Consider the following 16126-nt stretch of genomic DNA (forward strand, 5'->3'; position numbering starts at 1 on the left):
GGCTCACGAAAGTTTTGTAAGAAATGATTGCATCATTTCTTAATTGAAAACATGTCATATGATACACTAGATAAAACAAACCTGAGATGAGGGAAACTATGGCTTATAAAATTGGCTATAGAACGCTGAAAACAGCAGTTGGGGCAGCTCTAGCGATTGCTATTGCCGAGGGATTACAACTGGAATTTTCTGCGTCGGCAGCCATTATTACGATTCTTTGTATTTCGATAACAAGAAGAAGTTCTTTAAGAGTATCCTGGGAGAGAGTTGCGGCCTGTTTGGTTGGAATGGCAGTGAGTGCTATTTTATTCGAGTTAATTGGTTATCATCCGTGGACATTAGGACTTATCTTATTACTATTTATTCCAATCACTGTGATGGTGAAAGTAACGAATGGCATTGTGACTAGCTCGGTTATCATTTTACATTTGTATAGCGTTGGAGCTGTGTCATTTTCCATTATTGTGAATGAGCTTTTGTTAATTGTGATTGGTGTTGGCGTGGCATTACTAATGAATTTGTATATGCCAAGTAATGATCGTGCATTAAGACATTATCATAAAGAAATCGAGGAGCATTTTAAGACAATTTTACGTGAGTTATCGAGCTATTTGCGCTACGGTGAGAGTGACTGGGATGGTAAAGAAATCCCTGAAACCTTAGAATTGTTGAAAAAAGGTAAAAACCTCGCTTTCCACAATATTCAAAACCACATTCTCCGTTATGAAGATCAATATTACTATTACTTCAAGATGCGTGAGAAGCAGTTTGATATTCTTGAGAGATTAATGCCTTTTGTCTCAAGGGTTCATCATACTGTTGCTCAAAGTAAGATCATAGCTGATTTCTTAGAGGACCTTAGTAGATCTGTTAGTCCAGTTAACCGCGTACCATATTTTCAAGAACGCTTAGAATCAATTAAGCAAACCTTTGAAGAAATGCCACTACCGACAACGCGTGAAGAGTTTGAGGTAAGATCAACATTGTTTTATATTATGCAAGAGCTAGAACAATATCTTCATATTAAGGATCAATTATGGAATCAAGCGGATAAAAAGAAGCTTTAACAGAAAAACTAAGGAAAAAGCAAGGAATGAAGACACATGAAAATAGCGCTTCTTTCATTTTTAAGTCTACTTATTGCTTCTCCCATTTGGCCTCTTGGTGAAAATCCTACACCAGGTGATCCATTTATTATAGTGAATGTAGCCTCACATGAATTAGCAGTTATTCAAGATGGCGACATTAAGGAGGTTATGAGGGTTGCGACTGGCAAGCTTGGAGACGAGACCCCTCTTGGCACTTTTATGATTACAGTGAAAGCAATCAATCCTTATTATCGGAAAAAGAATATTCCAGGTGGCGATCCAGCTAATCCACTTGGGACGAGATGGATCGGATTTGATGCGAACGAAACAGAAGGAAGAACGTACGGCATTCATGGCACAAATCGTCCTGAGTCAATAGGTTACGCTGTGACAGCTGGTTGTATTCGGCTTCCAAATGAGAGTGTCGAAAGGCTTTTTAATGAGGTTCCGCTCGGTACACGCGTCCATATCACAAATCAGAATCATTCATTCGAAATGATTGCCCGTGAATTCGGTGCGATTCATTAGAAAAGGGTGTGTCAAAAGGTCGGAAAAAACCTTGTGACACACCCTCATGCAAGGAATATATTGTTAATTCGTCTAAAACCCGCTATCATCATATAGCGGGTTTTTGGCGTGTGAGCCATCGTCATCTTCTTATTATGAGGATGAAACAAGCTCTCATATTATTGTAGTCCGATTAGAAAAATGAAACGCCCATTAACACGGAGCCAAGGACCATAGTTGCAATCATAATATAAATAATCGTTTTTTGGAATTTACGTGGCATATTGCACCCTCCTCTGTTATACCTCTTTTTATTTTACTTGGTTCTGCACTGCTGGACAAGGGGTTAGTAAAAATCATATTCAAAAAGCAGGAACTTGAAAACGTTATCACGAATATAAACATTAACGATAGATGCTGGAGGGATGAACAGATGAGTGGAAAGTCACCAAAGAAAATCGATCATATCGGAATTGCGGTTTTATCAATTGAAGAGGTCTTACCATTTTATGTTGGCAGTTTAAAGCTTCCCCTACTAGGAATGGAAGAAGTTGAGTCTCAAGGAGTAAAAGTTGCTTTCTTAGGAATAGGTGAATCAAAAATAGAGTTACTCGAACCTTTATCAGAAGATAGTCCAATTGCGAAATTCATCCAAAAACGTGGCGAGGGGATACATCACGTTGCACTTGGAGTTACGAATATCGAATCAAGAATTGAAGATATAAGAGAAAATGGTGTACAAATGATCCATAATGAACCAGTGAACGGGGCTGGAGGAGCAAAGGTAGCTTTTCTTCATCCGAAATCTGCAAGAGGCGTTCTTTATGAGTTTTGTGAAAAGAATGTAGATGATCAGCAAAAATAAATAGCAAATGTCTAAATGCGTAAGTTTCTGAATTTCTAGAACTTACGCATTTATTTCGTTAAAGAGTGGCGAACTTGCGCTTTGCCGTAGTTAAATGTACGATTTAAATAGAAAAGATAACGGGAGGAAACGTACATATGATCATAAATGAAAAACGATTAGTTGATGAATTTTTGGAGCTTGTTCAAATTGATTCAGAAACGAAATATGAAAGTGTCATTGCACCAATTTTGAAGAAGAAATTCGAGGATTTAGGTGTCACAGTTATTGAAGATGATGCGGCAAGTAAAACCGAGCATTCAGCTGGAAACTTAATTTGCACACTTGAAGGGAATAAAGAAGGTGTTGATCCGATTTATTTTACTTCCCATATGGATACGGTTGTACCAGGTAAAGGCGTGAAGCCTTCTATTAAAGATGGCTATGTTGTAACAGACGGTACGACGATTTTAGGTGCTGATGATAAGGCTGGGATTGCAGCGATGCTTGAGGCCCTGCGTGTCTTAAAGGAAGAAAATATTGAGCATGGAACGATCCAGTTTATAATTACAGTCGGTGAAGAGTCAGGTCTAATCGGTGCAAAGGTCATTGACCCAAAAATGATGAAGGCGAAGTATGGCTTTGCTCTTGATAGTGATGGACCAGTTGGAAATATCATTGTTGCTGCACCAACCCAAGCGAAAATTAAAGCGATTGTCCACGGTAAAACCGCTCATGCAGGAGTTGCACCTGAAAAAGGGATTTCAGCGATTACTGTTGCGGCGAAGTCTATTTCAAAAATGTCTCTCGGCCGAATTGATAAGGAAACAACTGCTAATATTGGTCGTTTTGAAGGAGGTAGCCAAACGAATATTGTTTGTGATCATGTTGAAATTTTAGCTGAAGCTCGTTCATTAGTGAATGAAAAAATGGAAGCGCAAGTGGCAAAAATGAAAGAAGCGTTTGAATCGACTGCTGCTGAAATGGGAACAAAAGCAGATGTTGAAGTTGAAGTCATGTACCCTGGATTTAAGCTCGGTGACGGAGATGAGGTTGTAGAAGTTGCGAAGCGTGCCATGACCGCGATTGGTCGTACACCAGAACTTCTTCAAAGTGGAGGCGGCAGTGATGCAAATATATTCGCTGGCCACGGAATTCCAACAGTGAATCTAGCAGTTGGATATGAAGACATTCATACAAAAAATGAACGAATGCCAATTGCTGAGTTGGTAAAGCTTTCGGAAGCTGTTGTTGCTGTCATGAAAGAAGTCGCAGCAAATTAATTGATATAGATGGAGAAGTCGATTTTTCTTATTGTTAATGAGGAAAATCGGCTTTTGTTATGTGTAAGAATGTACAAAAAAAACGGATTTGCTTTTTAAGCAAATCCGTCCATTCAATAGTATAAGGAAATCTAGACTATTTAAATAAATTAGAAAGTATAAAATTATGATACCTTTCTAATTGAATAAAAAATGACTTAGGCTTTCACCATTAAGGACTTGGGAGAAGCCAAGTTTTTCTAATGAAAATAGGGCTGAGTAAAGTGGCTTAATTGGCCAAACTCCATACTTTCTAAGATGTGTTCTTCTGTAAGACCAGTAATAGCTGCGATTTCTGCTATTGTTGGTGACTTTCGTCTTTCTATGTGAGCTAAACGTTGGATGGCCTTAATGTGCTCCATTGAAGCGGTATGATGCAGTTCCTGCTTTTGTTTGCTGGTTTGCATGTTTCTAGCCTCCAATCCATAAGAATGACAAATTTCGTCATTACTTATTAGTTCTACCATATCTTAAATCAAACGATAATGCAACCATTCATTCTTTTAAAAACGAACATATTTTCTTATAATGATAAGAAGGAGGTCTTAAGAATGAATCATACTCGGTTAATTTTTCATTTGGATATGAATAGTTTCTTTGCTTCTGTTGAAATTGCCCATGATCAACGCTTAAAAGGGAAACCAGTGGCAATCGCTGGGAATCCAGAAGAGCGCAAAGGGATTATTGTCACAAGTAGCTATGAGGCAAGAGCGAAAGGTGTAAAGACAACGATGCCTTTATGGCAAGCGAAAAAACGATGTCCAAATTTGATCATTTTAAGACCTAATGGAGAACGGTATCGTGCAGCTTCGAAGGCACTGTTTGAAATCTTGTATTCCTATACACCTCTTGTTCAGCAAGTATCCATTGACGAAGGGTATCTTGATTTGACTTCTTATTTATACGAAATACATCCCGTTGTTCTTGCAAAGCAAATTCAAGAAAGAGTCGCAACAGAGCTACGCCTTCCTTGTAGTATTGGAATTGCGCCAAATAAATTTCTAGCAAAAATGGCAAGTGATATGAAGAAACCAAATGGAATAACGATTTTGCGCAAACGGGATGTACAAGAGAAGCTATGGCCGTTGCCGATTGAGGAAATGTATGGAATCGGTAAACGGACGGTGGAAAAATGGAAGAGATATGAGGTTCATACAATTGGTGATTTAGCGACAGCGGATAAAGAGTTCATAGCACGAAAATTTGGTGAACGTGGAATCCAGTTACAAGAACGGGCAAACGGAAATGATCATCGAGCTGTTAACCCTGATGCGTACGGGGAATATAAATCAATTGGTCATTCAACGACACTTCGGGCCGATACAAGAAACCATCAGGTTATTCGGACGACGCTTGATCAGCTAGCTAGTCGTGTCCATCAACGACTTAGAAAGAAAGATGTGTTTGCAAGAGGGGTTCAGCTAACAATACGCTATCATAATTGGAAGATGATCACGCGTAGTCAAAAACTAGTAAATCCATTGCAAGATCGTGAAGAACTATTAAAGGTAGCAAGCGCATTGTTTGAAAAGGCGTGGAACGGTGAACCAGTTCGTTTACTTGGCATTAGCACCTATGATTTAATGGATCGGCAATTTGCTTATAAACAGCTTGATTTGTTTTCATATAAAGAGGATCAAAAGCGAGACGATCTTTATCAAACGATGAAGCAATTACGTGAACGCTTTGGTGAGGAGATTGTCCGTAAAGGTTGGTCGAAATTAGAAGGTGACGAAAAGTAAACAAGTTTCATCGTTTTACCGATACTATAGGTAGGACTTTTAAGGAGCGGAGCGTGAATCGTATGCAAATTCAACATCAAGTACACACAGCAGCACAGCAGCCTGAGAGAGCGGCACAGCTTAGAGAGGGCGATGTGTACCGTGCAACGATTAAGGAACGAAAAGGAAACGATGAAGCGGTATTATCAATCCGTGGAAGGGAAGTCGTTGCGAAATTTGAGGGAGGTATTCCAGCAAGCGACAGAGCGACGATTCAAGTAACGGAGCCACAAGGCGATGTCATTCGTGTGAAAACGTTACATGCAGACGGACAACAGCCCCGTACAAACGAGCAAGGAAGTACAGGGAGACAACAAGAGCTAAATCAGACACTACGTCAACTTGGGGTACAACAGCCAACTCCTGAATTAAGACAAGCAGCCTCCATATTGATGGATAAAGGAATACCCCTTACAAAGGAAGCTGTTCAAGAATTACAGCGATTTATGAATGAGGGGAAACCAGAAGAGCGGTTACAAACGGTTCAAGCAATTGCAAACAAACGACTTGAGGTGACAGCTAATCATCTACGTGCTGTTCATGAAGCGTTACATGGGAGGCCGCTAAATCAAGTAATGACTGACTTGGCACGGGAAATGGATCCGGAATTTAAGCCTCAACCTGTGGAAAGAGAGGGAGTAGAACGGGATGCAAATCGGTCACGTGAAGTGATGCCTCAGTCTGCACGTGAACATATCGACACATTAATGAGACAAAACGGTGCATTTAGCTCAGGAACAATTGAGCAAGTCGAAAGAACGATGCGTCAACCAGAGCAGCTTCATCAATTAGCAAGAGAGCAGTTATCTGGATCTTTGTCGACTTTATCAACATCAGTGCAAGGAAATCAGGCTCAACTGCAACAAACCTTGTCTCTTTTAGAAGTAGTTAATCATGCAGAGAAAACATTGCAACGTGAACCTTCATTAGAGAAAGTGCTTCAACAAATTCAATCCCAGTTAAGTGGACATCAGGAATTAACAGAAGCTATAGAAACGGACCTAAACAAAGTAATGGAATCAGCAAGAGATTTTCAAGAAAAAGGAAGAGAGTTGAAGGCACGACAAGAGCTATCGACGATGATTCAGCAAATAAAAGAAGTTGCAAAGACAAGCGAAATGCAAAGTCTGACAGTTGAAGCAAATACGTATGTCCAAAATGAACAATTTCAGACTAGTGTTGAGATGACAAGTAAATCGATAGCTGTGACAACGGTGACAGAAAAACTAGCGCAAATGACAGCAGATTTTAAAAGCCTGCAACGTGATATTACTCGTAATCTTGATTTAGTGAATCGTCAAATTGAGCAATTTCGCAGTCAAGCGCAACACCATTCAAAGCCATTGCTTGAAACAACAATTAAAAAACTTGATAATGCGATATTGAGAAGTGAGATGATGCTGCTAGCAGATATGAGGACGGAACGCCAGCTCATGCAAGCAAGCAGTCAGCTCCATGAAGCAAAAAAACTATTAGGAAAAGGCCGGCATCAAGAGGCCAACCGCATCGTTCGCGAAGTTCAGCAATTAGTTGAACAGTTGAATTTTAAACCATCTGAAACAAAGATCATGCATTACACGGCAGCAAATGAACGTGCCCTTCGTGAAGCTCAACTTCCTTCGCAGTCCTTTACAAGTCAATTAAATGAAACTGCACGGGGACCGGTACAGGAAGGATCGCCTCGCGCAATGTTTGAAATGGTCCGTGGACTTGGTTTAAATCGTGATAGTGAGGTAGCTCAGCAGCTTGCTTCAGGGCGCGATCAACAGCAGCAAGATTCAAGCCAACGCGATTTGAAAACGACTCTGCTTCAATTGGCTAGAGGTGAAGAAGAAGGATCGCGTGTGCAACAGCTTGCTAGCCAAGCATTAAATAATGTCACGGGGCAGCAGCTTTTGAGCCGTTCTGATCAACAAGGCAATTTACAAAGTATGTTTTTTCAGCTTCCATTTTTATTGGAAAAGAAAGTTGAGAATCTTCAGGTGTTTGTGAACTCTCGCAATGAAGGACAGCAAGTTGATTGGGAAAACTGTAGCCTCTACTTTTTGATGGAAACACCGAAAATGGGTGAAATCGGCATTGTTGTTTCAGCGACAGAGCGTCAATTATCGGTCACATTAAAAAATGATAAGGCAGATTTCCAAGCGAAAATGGAGCCGCTTGTCGAAATGGCTGTTGAAAAGCTCGGAGAAATCGGTTATTCGATTAACGGAATAAAATATACGCATTTATCATCTGAAACCGAAAAGACAGAACAAGAAACAGAAAAGTCACGTCAACAGCCTGTCTTTACGGAGAAAGGATTTGATTTTAAAATATGATCGTCTCCAAACACTTTAACCAAAAGGCACGAAAGCAAATGAATGGCCCAACAGCGGCTGTTATTCGCTATGATGATGAGAACGGGGCACCGAAAGTCGTTGCACAAGGAAAAGGACAGGTTGCCAATCAAATTATCGAACTAGCAAAAAAGAATAATGTGCACATGCAAGAAGATGCCATGCTTGTTGAGAATCTGCTCGATATGGATTTAGGAGACAATATTCCACCACAGCTTTATTCGGTTATGGCAGAAATTCTGTTATTAATTGAAGAAATGGAGAAAAACTATTAAACAATCACAAGAGTTACTCCGATACTATTGATAGACTCAGAAAAGAAAGATGGAGGTGGAAGGTTTGACCACATTCCTTACGAACGAAGCGCTTCATCAAAAAACTCCACAAGAATTAACAGCATTATTATATGAAGCGTGTTTGACCAATTTAGAAGACTCACTTACACATATAGATGAAAAAGATTTTATTCGTGCAAATGAAAAGCTGCAAAAAGCAAGTGATATTGTTCACCGTTTAGGTGCCGGTATTAATTATGAAGCTGGTATCGTCGCTGATCAGCTTGAGCAAGTATATAACTATATGGCTGACAAGCTGGTGGAAGCGAATCTGAAAAAAGATAAAGCGGTTGTTCAAGAAGTGATCACCGTTCTTGAACCAATTATGAATGCTTGGAATGAAGCGATGAAAACAAAGCGTGACATTCAGCCAAAAACGATGAAACAAAAAGTAAATGCTTACGAAAACTATTCCGTTTATAAGAGTTAATGAGCGAAGGGATGTCATTCTCCGATGAAAATTAATAATAATATTCAAGCATTAAATGCGTATCGAAATCTTAATAAAAATCAATTTGCTACTTCTAAAAATTTAGAAAAGCTTTCTTCAGGTATGCGCATTAACCGCGCTGCTGATGATGCTGCTGGTCTAGCGATTTCTGAGAAAATGCGTTCGCAAATCCGTGGTCTAAAAATGGCAGAGCGTAATGCGATGGATGGTATTTCCTTACTTCAAACAGCAGAAGGAGCGATGCAGGAAGTTCACTCGATGTTACAACGTATGCGTGAGCTTGCTGTTCAAGGTGCCAACGACACTAATACGGACCAAGACCGTGCTGAAATCCAAAAGGAAATTCGCCAGCTTGTAACGGAAATTGATAGTGTTGCTGAAAAGACAGAGTTCAATACGCGTAAGCTGTTGAACGGGTCTAGTGCGGTGTTAACAGTAAATGATTATAATAATGCCAACATTAAAGGACTCCCAACGGTTATTGACCCAAGTTTAAAAACTGGGCGTTATGAGTTAGATGTTAATAATTCGAAGCTCATTTACAATGTGACACAGCCAGCTGCAGGATTAACAAATAATAATAACTCTGTCGTATTTGCAGATCCTTCTTTAGACGGACAGTTATTAGGTGAGTACACGATTAATGTGAGAAATTATAATAATGATGGTGGTAATACAGGAGCAACCGTTCAAGTTGTAGGTCCAGATGGTCTTCCTATTGAAAGTGAAGCGATAAGCGTTGGCCTAGCAGCTATTAATGCGGGTAATGAGTTTGTTGACATTGGTGGACTTCGCATAAATGCAGGAGCGATAACAGGCTCAGGAACAGTCAAAGTTTCGATTGAAGCGGAAGCCGTTTTCACGTTGTCTCGTGATCGTAACTTTGATTCGCCAGTAGTATCAGGTGCGCATGCTGAAGTTGATGGTAGTAATAATATTGTTCCACGTTCAGATGTGAAAGTAGGAACAGGTACGACTGCTGGAGCAGTTGTAACTGAAGTAACTGGAGCATCAGATATTGACGAAGCAGCCGTCATTAAACCACAATCAGTTAAGGATACAACGGGTGCTGATATTAATGTGAATACAAGTAATTATTTTTCTATTGTGAATGCAGTTGGAGACACAGTTGTATTTGAAGTTGTGAACTCAACAGTACCCCCTGCAGATAATTTTACAATAAATCATGTTAACAACCAGATCGCTTATAATGGTAATGTTACATTAGCCGATATCAAAGCAAAGCTTGAAGAGTCGTATTCAGGTGTTCAAGCTTGGGATACTGCAGCTGGTGGTGAAGAAGTAACGCGTGACATGTTAGTTGTTACAAGAGACACTTCAACACCAACAGTGCATAACTCTGCTCCACATAAAATTGACACGACTGACTACAATGCGATTGCGTTCTCAAAAACCATTCGTACTGTTAATGGTGTAATGGAGCACGGTGGAGTTGAGTTTAAGTTTAATAGTGATATCACTAATAATAACTCTGAATTCTCCATCATCAACAACGCTCTAGCATTCCAAATCGGACCAAACACGAACCAAAACGTTATGATCGATGTTGATGAGTTAAATACGGTTCGTCTTGGTATTGACCAAATACGTGTAACAACTCAAGACGAAGCAAACAGTGCAATCTTTGCTCTTGACAAAGCGATTCAACAAGTATCATCCATCCGTGCTAAGCTCGGTGCGACACAAAACCGTATGGAGCATACAATCAATAACCTTCAAGTAACGCATGAGAACTTAACAGCTTCTGAATCACGTATTCGTGATGCGGATATGGCGCTTGAGATGACTGAATTCACGCGTAATAACATTTTGAATCAGTCTGCTACGGCGATGCTTGCACAGGCTAACCAATTGCCACAAGGTGTTTTACAGCTTCTTCAATAGTTTGTCATACTAGAAGGCGAGGAGATCATCATCTTCTCGCTTTTTCTGTTGTAAAAGTTGGTTAGTTAGTTCCTAGTTGGATAGAAAAAGAATAAGGCTATTTCTTCCTGGTTAAGAGCATAGGCTCAGAAAATATTCTGTATTCATCGTTAGAAGGCTATAAAGACTAAGTGGTGCGCCACGTTTTTCTAATAACGAGATCAAGCATGTGTGATAAACTACAAATAAGATTATCATGAGAAGGTGGGTGCGATATGGACGTCCAACGAGTTGGTAAGACAGGGTTGAACCGTGTTGAATCAAAGAAAACGGGACCTGAAGCAAAGGTTTCCTTTCAAGAAGTAATGGGAAAACAGCGTGACGAAAAGGCATATGCCAAGCTTTCTGCACTTATGGAAAAAATAGATGACCAAGGTAAGGTGTTATCTGAAACAAGAACGGTTGATGAATTGCGAAAATATAAGCAGCTTGTCAAGGAATTTATGGAGGATGCTGTCGCCTTCGGATTAAGTTTAGAGGAGCGTCGTGGATTTAATCGTCGCGGACGAACGAAAATTTATAAAATTGTTCAAGAGGTGGACAGGAAGCTGCTCGATTTAACGGATGCTGTCTTAGAAAAGCAGAAAAAAGGATTAGATATTCTCAATATGGTTGGTGAGATCAAAGGGTTGCTTGTTAATATTTATGCATAGGAGAGAAGCTACGTTATGATGCGTAGCTTCTTTTTACATAACAGGTAAAATGACGAGGAGAAGAAGATCAAAGATGACATGTGAAAGAATGGCTGCCCAAATATTTTTCGTTTTGAGGTAAATGATTGACCAGACAAAGCCAGCGATTAGTGCTGCAATGACAAGTAAGAGACTACCAGTGAACAGATGAGCCCCTGCATATAACAGTGTGCCGTAAACCGCTGCTTTAAATGGAGTTGTCTGATCGCTTATTCGTTTGACGATAAAGCCTCTCCAAAACCATTCTTCCCCAGGTACGATGATTAGAAATAGCCATATGTAATGGAGGGGCTCAGTTGGTTTGACACGCTCGTACAGCAGCTGAAGATCATCAATAAACGGGAGCCCAGTCATTATGACAAACCATTGACCAAAGGTAAAAAATAAATAAAGCAGCGTACCACTTAGGATACCGATGAGCCAATGTGAGCGAACGTTTAATTTGTTAGGTGGCTCAAATATCCAGCTAAAGATCGTTAAGAGTGCTAATGATAAAGGAAAAAAAATCCAAAAATATTGAGGCTCAGATCTGAAACTAATAGCGAGCAATATAAATGCTAAGCTAACTCCAAACCAAAACGTTCGTTTTTGCTGCATATTAACCTCCTTATCTTTTTCAATTCATTGTTAAGGCTATTATAATAGAGTTAAGGAAAAAAGAGGAGGTTTACTAGATGAACGTACTAGTATTTCGTTATACGACAGTCGTGAAAGCCCCGATTGAAGAAGTGTGGAGATTTTTTTCAACAGCTGAAAACCTAGCTACAATTACCGCCTTTCCGAACGTGAACATTCTTTCTAATCCTGAAACAAAAACAGGTAATGAAATTGAAATGAAGCTGTCTGTCGCTGGAGTTGGTGTGAAGTGGATATCCCTCATCGAAGAAGTAGAACCACCATTTCGCTTTGTTGATACAGGATTAAAGCTTCCGTTTCCATTTACTGAATGGCGACATGAGCATGCTTTTGCAGAAAATGGCGCTGAAACAATCATGACAGATACGATTATGTTTCGAGCATCAATGCCGAGTTTTATCACGAAGGCATTGCTTGAAAATATGTTTAAAGGACGAGAAAAAGCGATCGCTGCACAATTCACAAATTCAAAATGAATCTTTGCTATCTGAATGGTCTTGTCCAACGGAGGACTTATTTTGCTCTATATAAATTAAGTGTAAAGATGCTTGGATATGGAGATAGCTACTAGTAAGGAGAGTGGTCGAATGCATTCCAAGCAAACGGTGAAATATGTGTGTGAATCGTATCCTTCAGGCAATTGTTATTACTATAAAAAAGAGGTCATTACGCATGATTCTTGGGAGAAGATTGAATCGCTTTCATGGTCGACGCCTAGACCGATTTCAAAAAAGACGTTTCAACAACGCGAAAAAGAGGGCTATAAGGTCGAATATGTAAAATGTGAAAAAGCTCCTGCATTGATTTTTTCTTTTCCTAAAGTGAACAATGGATGAACAAATGATTTTTATAATAGAAGACAGTTGGTTTCTCTCTCTTTATTCGGTAAACTAAATAAGAATGGTGGCTTGAAGTAGAGACAGGAGAGAAGCAAATGAAACGATTATGTATGAATGGTGCGATCTGCCTTGTTGCAATCCTAGCATTAGTAGGTTGTAACAGGTGGGAGACATATGAAGGGAAAGAAACGTATACGTTAGATGCAAGTGGGCTTGATACATTTATTGTTAAACAGGATGAAGGAGAAGTAACGATCACAGGCGTGGAGAATAGTGATGAAATTACGGTGGATGCTACATTCTCTGTTTTAGGAGAGGAAATGAGTGAAGCCGAGCTGTTCAGTCAAGAAAATATGGCTCTACAATTAACGAGTGAAGGCTCTGTTGGATCATTAACGGGAGAAATAACTAGAGATAACAAGCAAGAACAAGGCTATCTTCATCTAAATATTAAAGTCCCTAACGACTTACTATTGGATTACCGTCAAAGTGATGGACAGCTTGAAATTTTCTCGATGAAGAATAATATTCAATTGCAGCACGGTGCTGGACCTTTATTTCTCGAAGACATCGAGGGAGATGTCCAGCTAACTGATGGAGCTGGCACTGCTACTTTTACGAATGTTTCAGGGAATGTGACGATGAATAAAAATGCAGGTAAAACAACTGTGACTCAGTCAAAAGGAGACCTATCAGTCATAGCAGGCTCTGGAGATGTGGTGATTTCTGATCATAAGGGCGACATTTCGCTAAGAAGCGGATCTGGTGATGTTGAAATTGAATCCATTGTTGGGAATGTAACCATTTTAGAGGACAGTAGTGGCACGGCAACGATTTCGAATGTGACAGGAACTATAACTCAACCATAAAAAAGAAGGATCATCAAGAGGTGATCCTTCTTTTTTTCATTTCTACACGCTAAAATAAACCAAGTTTTCTTATATGATAAGTAATATCTAATAAGGTTTCTTAATGATCCTAAACAGTTTTCACTCATGAACCTATCACCTATTATAAGCGGACTAAGCCTAATTTCTATTTTCTTTGAAACGGTGATTGACAATTTTGCAAATGATGGATAGAATACTATTAAACAAATAAATCATATCAAATTACAAGGAATTAAATTTCCTCATCTTACTTCGATTATGTAAGGGAGGTTTATGATGACAAGTGAACATGAATTTACAAAGGTAAGTCAAAAATTGCAAGAGCTATTGAAAGATTTGCAGTATGGCTCTGTGACCGTTGTTGTGCAGGATGGTAAGGTCATTCAATTAGAAAAGAATGAAAAAGTACGAATTAAATAAGAATAGAGCTGACTAGAAAACTAGAGGCGACGTTAGAGAAGATACAAAAGTCTAATGTCGTCATTTTTATTAGAAAATTTAATCAGCTGATCATTAAGGAGTGAGAAGATGACATTAACTCATGAAACGCTGACTCAATCAGATTATGCAAAGATAAACGAGCAGCTTGATCGTAAAGACACAATGGAGGTTTTGAAATGGGCCTATAACGAGTTTGGAGACGAACTAGTTTATGCCTGTAGTTTCGGTGCCGAGGGGATGGTGCTAATTGATTTAATTAGTAAAGTAAAAAAGGATGCAACGATTGTTTTCCTTGACACCGACTTTCATTTTTATGAAACGTATCAATTAATCAATAAAGTGAAAAGTCGTTACCCGACGTTGAACATTGAGCTAGCTAAGCCAGAACTAACACCTGAAGAGCAAGCAGAGAACTATGGTGATCGCCTGTGGGAAAGAGAACCAGATGCGTGCTGTAAGATTCGTAAATTAATTCCTCTAGAACGTGAACTAGGTCGTTATCAAGCTTGGATTTCAGGGTTAAGACGAGAACAGTCACCTACTCGTGTCAATACTCAATTTGTAAATCAAGATAACCGATTCAAATCAATTAAAATTTGTCCGCTCATTCACTGGACAGAAGAAGAGATTTGGATGTACATCAAATTACATCAGTTGCCTTATAACGAATTACATGATCAAAACTATCCAAGTATCGGTTGCGAATTCTGTACAAAGCCTGTTGCAGAAGGGGCAGATCCTCGCAGTGGTAGATGGGCAGATTCAGGAAAAACCGAATGTGGCTTACATCAAGACTAAATAACAACGAGAAATGGCAATAACAGATGAACTTTAAATTTGAAAGGATGATAAAAATGATTCAAGCACACGGAGGAACACTCGTACAACGCTTTGAACCAACATATGACGTAACGAATATGACAAAGGAAATCGAATTAGACTCTTTTTCTCTTTCTGATCTTGAATTGATTGGAATCGGTGCATTTAGCCCACTTAATGGATTTTTAGGGGAAGAAGACTATGAATCTGTCGTAAAAAACATGCGATTAGCAGATGGAACAGTGTGGAGCATTCCAATCACATTGCCAACAACAGAGGAAAGAGCAGAGAGTCTTGAAGCAGGTGATCTTGTTAAGCTTGTTTATAATGGCGATGTATTTGGAGTCATTGAAGTGACGGATAAATTTACGCCAAATAAAGAAGTTGAAGCTGAGCATGTTTACCGTACGACAGACGATGCTCATCCAGGAGTTAAAAAGATGTATGAGCGTCCTAACGTTTACATCGGTGGACCAATTACATTGCTAAAACGAGTGGAAAGAGACAAATTTGACACATATTATCTTGATCCAGTTGACACAAGAGCAAAATTCGAAGAACTAGGCTGGAAGAGAATTGTTGGTTTCCAAACGAGAAATCCTGTTCACCGCGCTCATGAGTACATTCAAAAGTCAGCACTTGAAATTGTTGATGGACTCTTTTTAAATCCACTTGTTGGGGAAACAAAATCTGATGATATTCCAGCAGATGTGAGAATGGAGAGCTACGAGGTTTTACTTGATAAATATTATCCAAAAGACCGAGTATTTTTAGCGGTATTCCCAGCGGCAATGCGTTATGCAGGTCCACGTGAAGCTGTTTTCCATGCAATTGTTCGTCAAAATTATGGCTGCACTCACTTTATCGTTGGTCGTGACCATGCAGGTGTCGGTGATTATTATGGTACGTACGATGCTCAACTTATTTTCCAAGATTTTGAGAAAAGTGAGTTAGGGATTACGCCATTATTCTTTGAGCACAGCTTCTTTTGTAAGGCATGTGGAAACATGGCTTCAACCAAAACGTGCCCGCATGGTAAAGAAGATCGTGTGATTTTATCAGGGACTAAGGTTCGTCAAATGTTATCAGAAGGTGTGACACCACCACCTGAATTTAGCCGAGCTGAGGTTGTAGAAGTACTCATTCGAGGGATGAAGCAACAAGTTCACGCGTAGGTTTATGAGAGAGGATGAGTCTT

General features: G+C 39.5%; 19 protein-coding genes. 16 read left to right on the plus strand and 3 right to left on the minus strand.

Translation table 11 applies throughout. The features are described 5' to 3' along the window. Nucleotides 1-98: 98 nt before the first annotated feature. Both IQ10_RS05870 and IQ10_RS05875 read left to right on the plus strand, forming a co-directional pair. A complete protein-coding gene (locus IQ10_RS05870; RefSeq protein ID WP_144449560.1) occupies nt 99-1067 on the plus strand; it encodes an aromatic acid exporter family protein in 969 nt (322 codons plus the stop codon). 36 nt (nt 1068-1103) lie between these two features. After that, a complete protein-coding gene (locus IQ10_RS05875; protein ID WP_144449561.1) occupies nt 1104-1616 on the plus strand; it encodes a L,D-transpeptidase in 513 nt (170 codons plus the stop codon). A gap of 172 nt (nt 1617-1788) precedes the next feature. Here IQ10_RS05875 and prli42 read toward each other — a convergent pair whose 3' ends face one another. Continuing rightward, complete coding sequence (gene prli42, locus IQ10_RS17970) at nt 1789-1878, minus strand: stressosome-associated protein Prli42 (RefSeq protein ID WP_158639992.1); 90 nt, start codon at nt 1876-1878, stop codon at nt 1789-1791. 150 nt (nt 1879-2028) lie between these two features. Here prli42 and mce point away from each other — a divergent pair, with 150 nt between their 5' ends. After that, the gene (mce, locus tag IQ10_RS05880) at nt 2029-2460 is read left to right on the plus strand and encodes a methylmalonyl-CoA epimerase (RefSeq protein WP_144449562.1); all 432 of its coding nucleotides are present in this window, start codon (nt 2029-2031) and stop codon (nt 2458-2460) included. Between the two features lie 140 nt (nt 2461-2600). Next, on the plus strand, nt 2601-3722 hold the full coding sequence (locus tag IQ10_RS05885; protein ID WP_144449855.1) for a M20/M25/M40 family metallo-hydrolase: 1122 nt from the start codon (nt 2601-2603) through the stop codon (nt 3720-3722). 239 nt (nt 3723-3961) lie between these two features. Here IQ10_RS05885 and IQ10_RS05890 read toward each other — a convergent pair whose 3' ends face one another. Further along, the gene (locus tag IQ10_RS05890; RefSeq protein WP_144449563.1) at nt 3962-4168 is read right to left on the minus strand and encodes a hypothetical protein; all 207 of its coding nucleotides are present in this window, start codon (nt 4166-4168) and stop codon (nt 3962-3964) included. 144 nt (nt 4169-4312) lie between these two features. Here IQ10_RS05890 and IQ10_RS05895 point away from each other — a divergent pair, with 144 nt between their 5' ends. The 6 genes from IQ10_RS05895 (at nt 4313) to IQ10_RS05925 (ending at nt 11264) form a co-directional block, all read left to right on the plus strand. Beyond that, on the plus strand, nt 4313-5503 hold the full coding sequence (locus IQ10_RS05895; RefSeq protein WP_144449564.1) for a DNA polymerase IV: 1191 nt from the start codon (nt 4313-4315) through the stop codon (nt 5501-5503). A 62-nt stretch (nt 5504-5565) separates the two neighbouring features. Beyond that, nucleotides 5566-7863: a hypothetical protein gene (locus IQ10_RS05900; RefSeq protein ID WP_144449856.1), complete on the plus strand. Its 2298-nt coding sequence runs from the start codon at nt 5566-5568 to the stop codon at nt 7861-7863. After that, the gene (locus tag IQ10_RS05905; RefSeq protein WP_144449565.1) at nt 7860-8156 is read left to right on the plus strand and encodes an EscU/YscU/HrcU family type III secretion system export apparatus switch protein; all 297 of its coding nucleotides are present in this window, start codon (nt 7860-7862) and stop codon (nt 8154-8156) included. The genes IQ10_RS05900 and IQ10_RS05905 overlap by 4 nt, the downstream gene beginning before the upstream one ends. Nucleotides 8157-8220: 64 nt before the next feature. Beyond that, the gene (gene fliS, locus IQ10_RS05910; protein ID WP_144449566.1) at nt 8221-8646 is read left to right on the plus strand and encodes a flagellar export chaperone FliS; all 426 of its coding nucleotides are present in this window, start codon (nt 8221-8223) and stop codon (nt 8644-8646) included. A gap of 24 nt (nt 8647-8670) precedes the next feature. Beyond that, a complete protein-coding gene (locus IQ10_RS18340; protein WP_242009767.1) occupies nt 8671-10572 on the plus strand; it encodes a flagellin N-terminal helical domain-containing protein in 1902 nt (633 codons plus the stop codon). 254 nt (nt 10573-10826) lie between these two features. Continuing rightward, a complete protein-coding gene (locus IQ10_RS05925) occupies nt 10827-11264 on the plus strand; it encodes a YaaR family protein (RefSeq protein ID WP_144449567.1) in 438 nt (145 codons plus the stop codon). 33 nt (nt 11265-11297) lie between these two features. On the opposite strand, the gene IQ10_RS05930 is transcribed toward IQ10_RS05925, so the two are convergent. Beyond that, nucleotides 11298-11900 carry a CPBP family intramembrane glutamic endopeptidase gene (locus IQ10_RS05930; protein WP_144449568.1) on the minus strand — a complete coding sequence of 201 codons (603 nt, stop codon included), beginning with the start codon at nt 11898-11900 and terminating at the stop codon, nt 11298-11300. 77 nt (nt 11901-11977) lie between these two features. Here IQ10_RS05930 and IQ10_RS05935 point away from each other — a divergent pair, with 77 nt between their 5' ends. The 6 genes from IQ10_RS05935 to sat all read left to right on the plus strand — a co-directional run bounded on the left by IQ10_RS05935 (nt 11978) and on the right by sat (nt 16103). Further along, nucleotides 11978-12415: an SRPBCC family protein gene (locus tag IQ10_RS05935; RefSeq protein ID WP_144449569.1), complete on the plus strand. Its 438-nt coding sequence runs from the start codon at nt 11978-11980 to the stop codon at nt 12413-12415. Nucleotides 12416-12526: 111 nt separating this feature from the next. After that, nucleotides 12527-12775: a hypothetical protein gene (locus IQ10_RS05940; protein ID WP_144449570.1), complete on the plus strand. Its 249-nt coding sequence runs from the start codon at nt 12527-12529 to the stop codon at nt 12773-12775. A 98-nt stretch (nt 12776-12873) separates the two neighbouring features. Then, on the plus strand, nt 12874-13647 hold the full coding sequence (locus IQ10_RS05945; RefSeq protein ID WP_144449571.1) for a DUF4097 family beta strand repeat-containing protein: 774 nt from the start codon (nt 12874-12876) through the stop codon (nt 13645-13647). Between the two features lie 297 nt (nt 13648-13944). Then, nucleotides 13945-14088, plus strand: coding sequence for a YezD family protein (locus IQ10_RS05950; RefSeq protein WP_437177668.1), 144 nt, complete (start codon nt 13945-13947; stop codon nt 14086-14088). Nucleotides 14089-14196: 108 nt separating this feature from the next. After that, nucleotides 14197-14907, plus strand: coding sequence for a phosphoadenylyl-sulfate reductase (locus tag IQ10_RS05955; protein WP_144449573.1), 711 nt, complete (start codon nt 14197-14199; stop codon nt 14905-14907). 47 nt (nt 14908-14954) lie between these two features. Beyond that, the gene (sat, locus tag IQ10_RS05960) at nt 14955-16103 is read left to right on the plus strand and encodes a sulfate adenylyltransferase (protein ID WP_199757396.1); all 1149 of its coding nucleotides are present in this window, start codon (nt 14955-14957) and stop codon (nt 16101-16103) included. The last annotated feature ends 23 nt before the right edge of the window (nt 16104-16126 follow it).

This window comes from Halalkalibacter nanhaiisediminis, from assembly GCF_007830185.1.
GTDB classification, from domain to species: Bacteria; Bacillota; Bacilli; order Bacillales; family Bacillaceae_D; genus Halalkalibacter; species Halalkalibacter nanhaiisediminis.

Coding starts and splice junctions, on each gene's coding strand:
- IQ10_RS05870 (WP_144449560.1), top strand. CDS start 99: ATGGCTTATAAAATTGGCTATAGAACGCTGAAAACAGCAGTTGGGGCA.
- IQ10_RS05875 (WP_144449561.1), top strand. CDS start 1,104: ATGAAAATAGCGCTTCTTTCATTTTTAAGTCTACTTATTGCTTCTCCC.
- prli42 (WP_158639992.1), bottom strand. CDS start 1,878: ATGCCACGTAAATTCCAAAAAACGATTATTTATATTATGATTGCAACT.
- mce (WP_144449562.1), top strand. CDS start 2,029: ATGAGTGGAAAGTCACCAAAGAAAATCGATCATATCGGAATTGCGGTT.
- IQ10_RS05890 (WP_144449563.1), bottom strand. CDS start 4,168: ATGCAAACCAGCAAACAAAAGCAGGAACTGCATCATACCGCTTCAATG.
- IQ10_RS05895 (WP_144449564.1), top strand. CDS start 4,313: ATGAATCATACTCGGTTAATTTTTCATTTGGATATGAATAGTTTCTTT.
- IQ10_RS05900 (WP_144449856.1), top strand. CDS start 5,566: ATGCAAATTCAACATCAAGTACACACAGCAGCACAGCAGCCTGAGAGA.
- IQ10_RS05905 (WP_144449565.1), top strand. CDS start 7,860: ATGATCGTCTCCAAACACTTTAACCAAAAGGCACGAAAGCAAATGAAT.
- IQ10_RS18340 (WP_242009767.1), top strand. CDS start 8,671: ATGAAAATTAATAATAATATTCAAGCATTAAATGCGTATCGAAATCTT.
- IQ10_RS05925 (WP_144449567.1), top strand. CDS start 10,827: ATGGACGTCCAACGAGTTGGTAAGACAGGGTTGAACCGTGTTGAATCA.
- IQ10_RS05930 (WP_144449568.1), bottom strand. CDS start 11,900: ATGCAGCAAAAACGAACGTTTTGGTTTGGAGTTAGCTTAGCATTTATA.
- IQ10_RS05935 (WP_144449569.1), top strand. CDS start 11,978: ATGAACGTACTAGTATTTCGTTATACGACAGTCGTGAAAGCCCCGATT.
- IQ10_RS05940 (WP_144449570.1), top strand. CDS start 12,527: ATGCATTCCAAGCAAACGGTGAAATATGTGTGTGAATCGTATCCTTCA.
- IQ10_RS05945 (WP_144449571.1), top strand. CDS start 12,874: ATGAAACGATTATGTATGAATGGTGCGATCTGCCTTGTTGCAATCCTA.
- IQ10_RS05950 (WP_437177668.1), top strand. CDS start 13,945: ATGACAAGTGAACATGAATTTACAAAGGTAAGTCAAAAATTGCAAGAG.
- IQ10_RS05955 (WP_144449573.1), top strand. CDS start 14,197: ATGACATTAACTCATGAAACGCTGACTCAATCAGATTATGCAAAGATA.
- sat (WP_199757396.1), top strand. CDS start 14,955: ATGATAAAAATGATTCAAGCACACGGAGGAACACTCGTACAACGCTTT.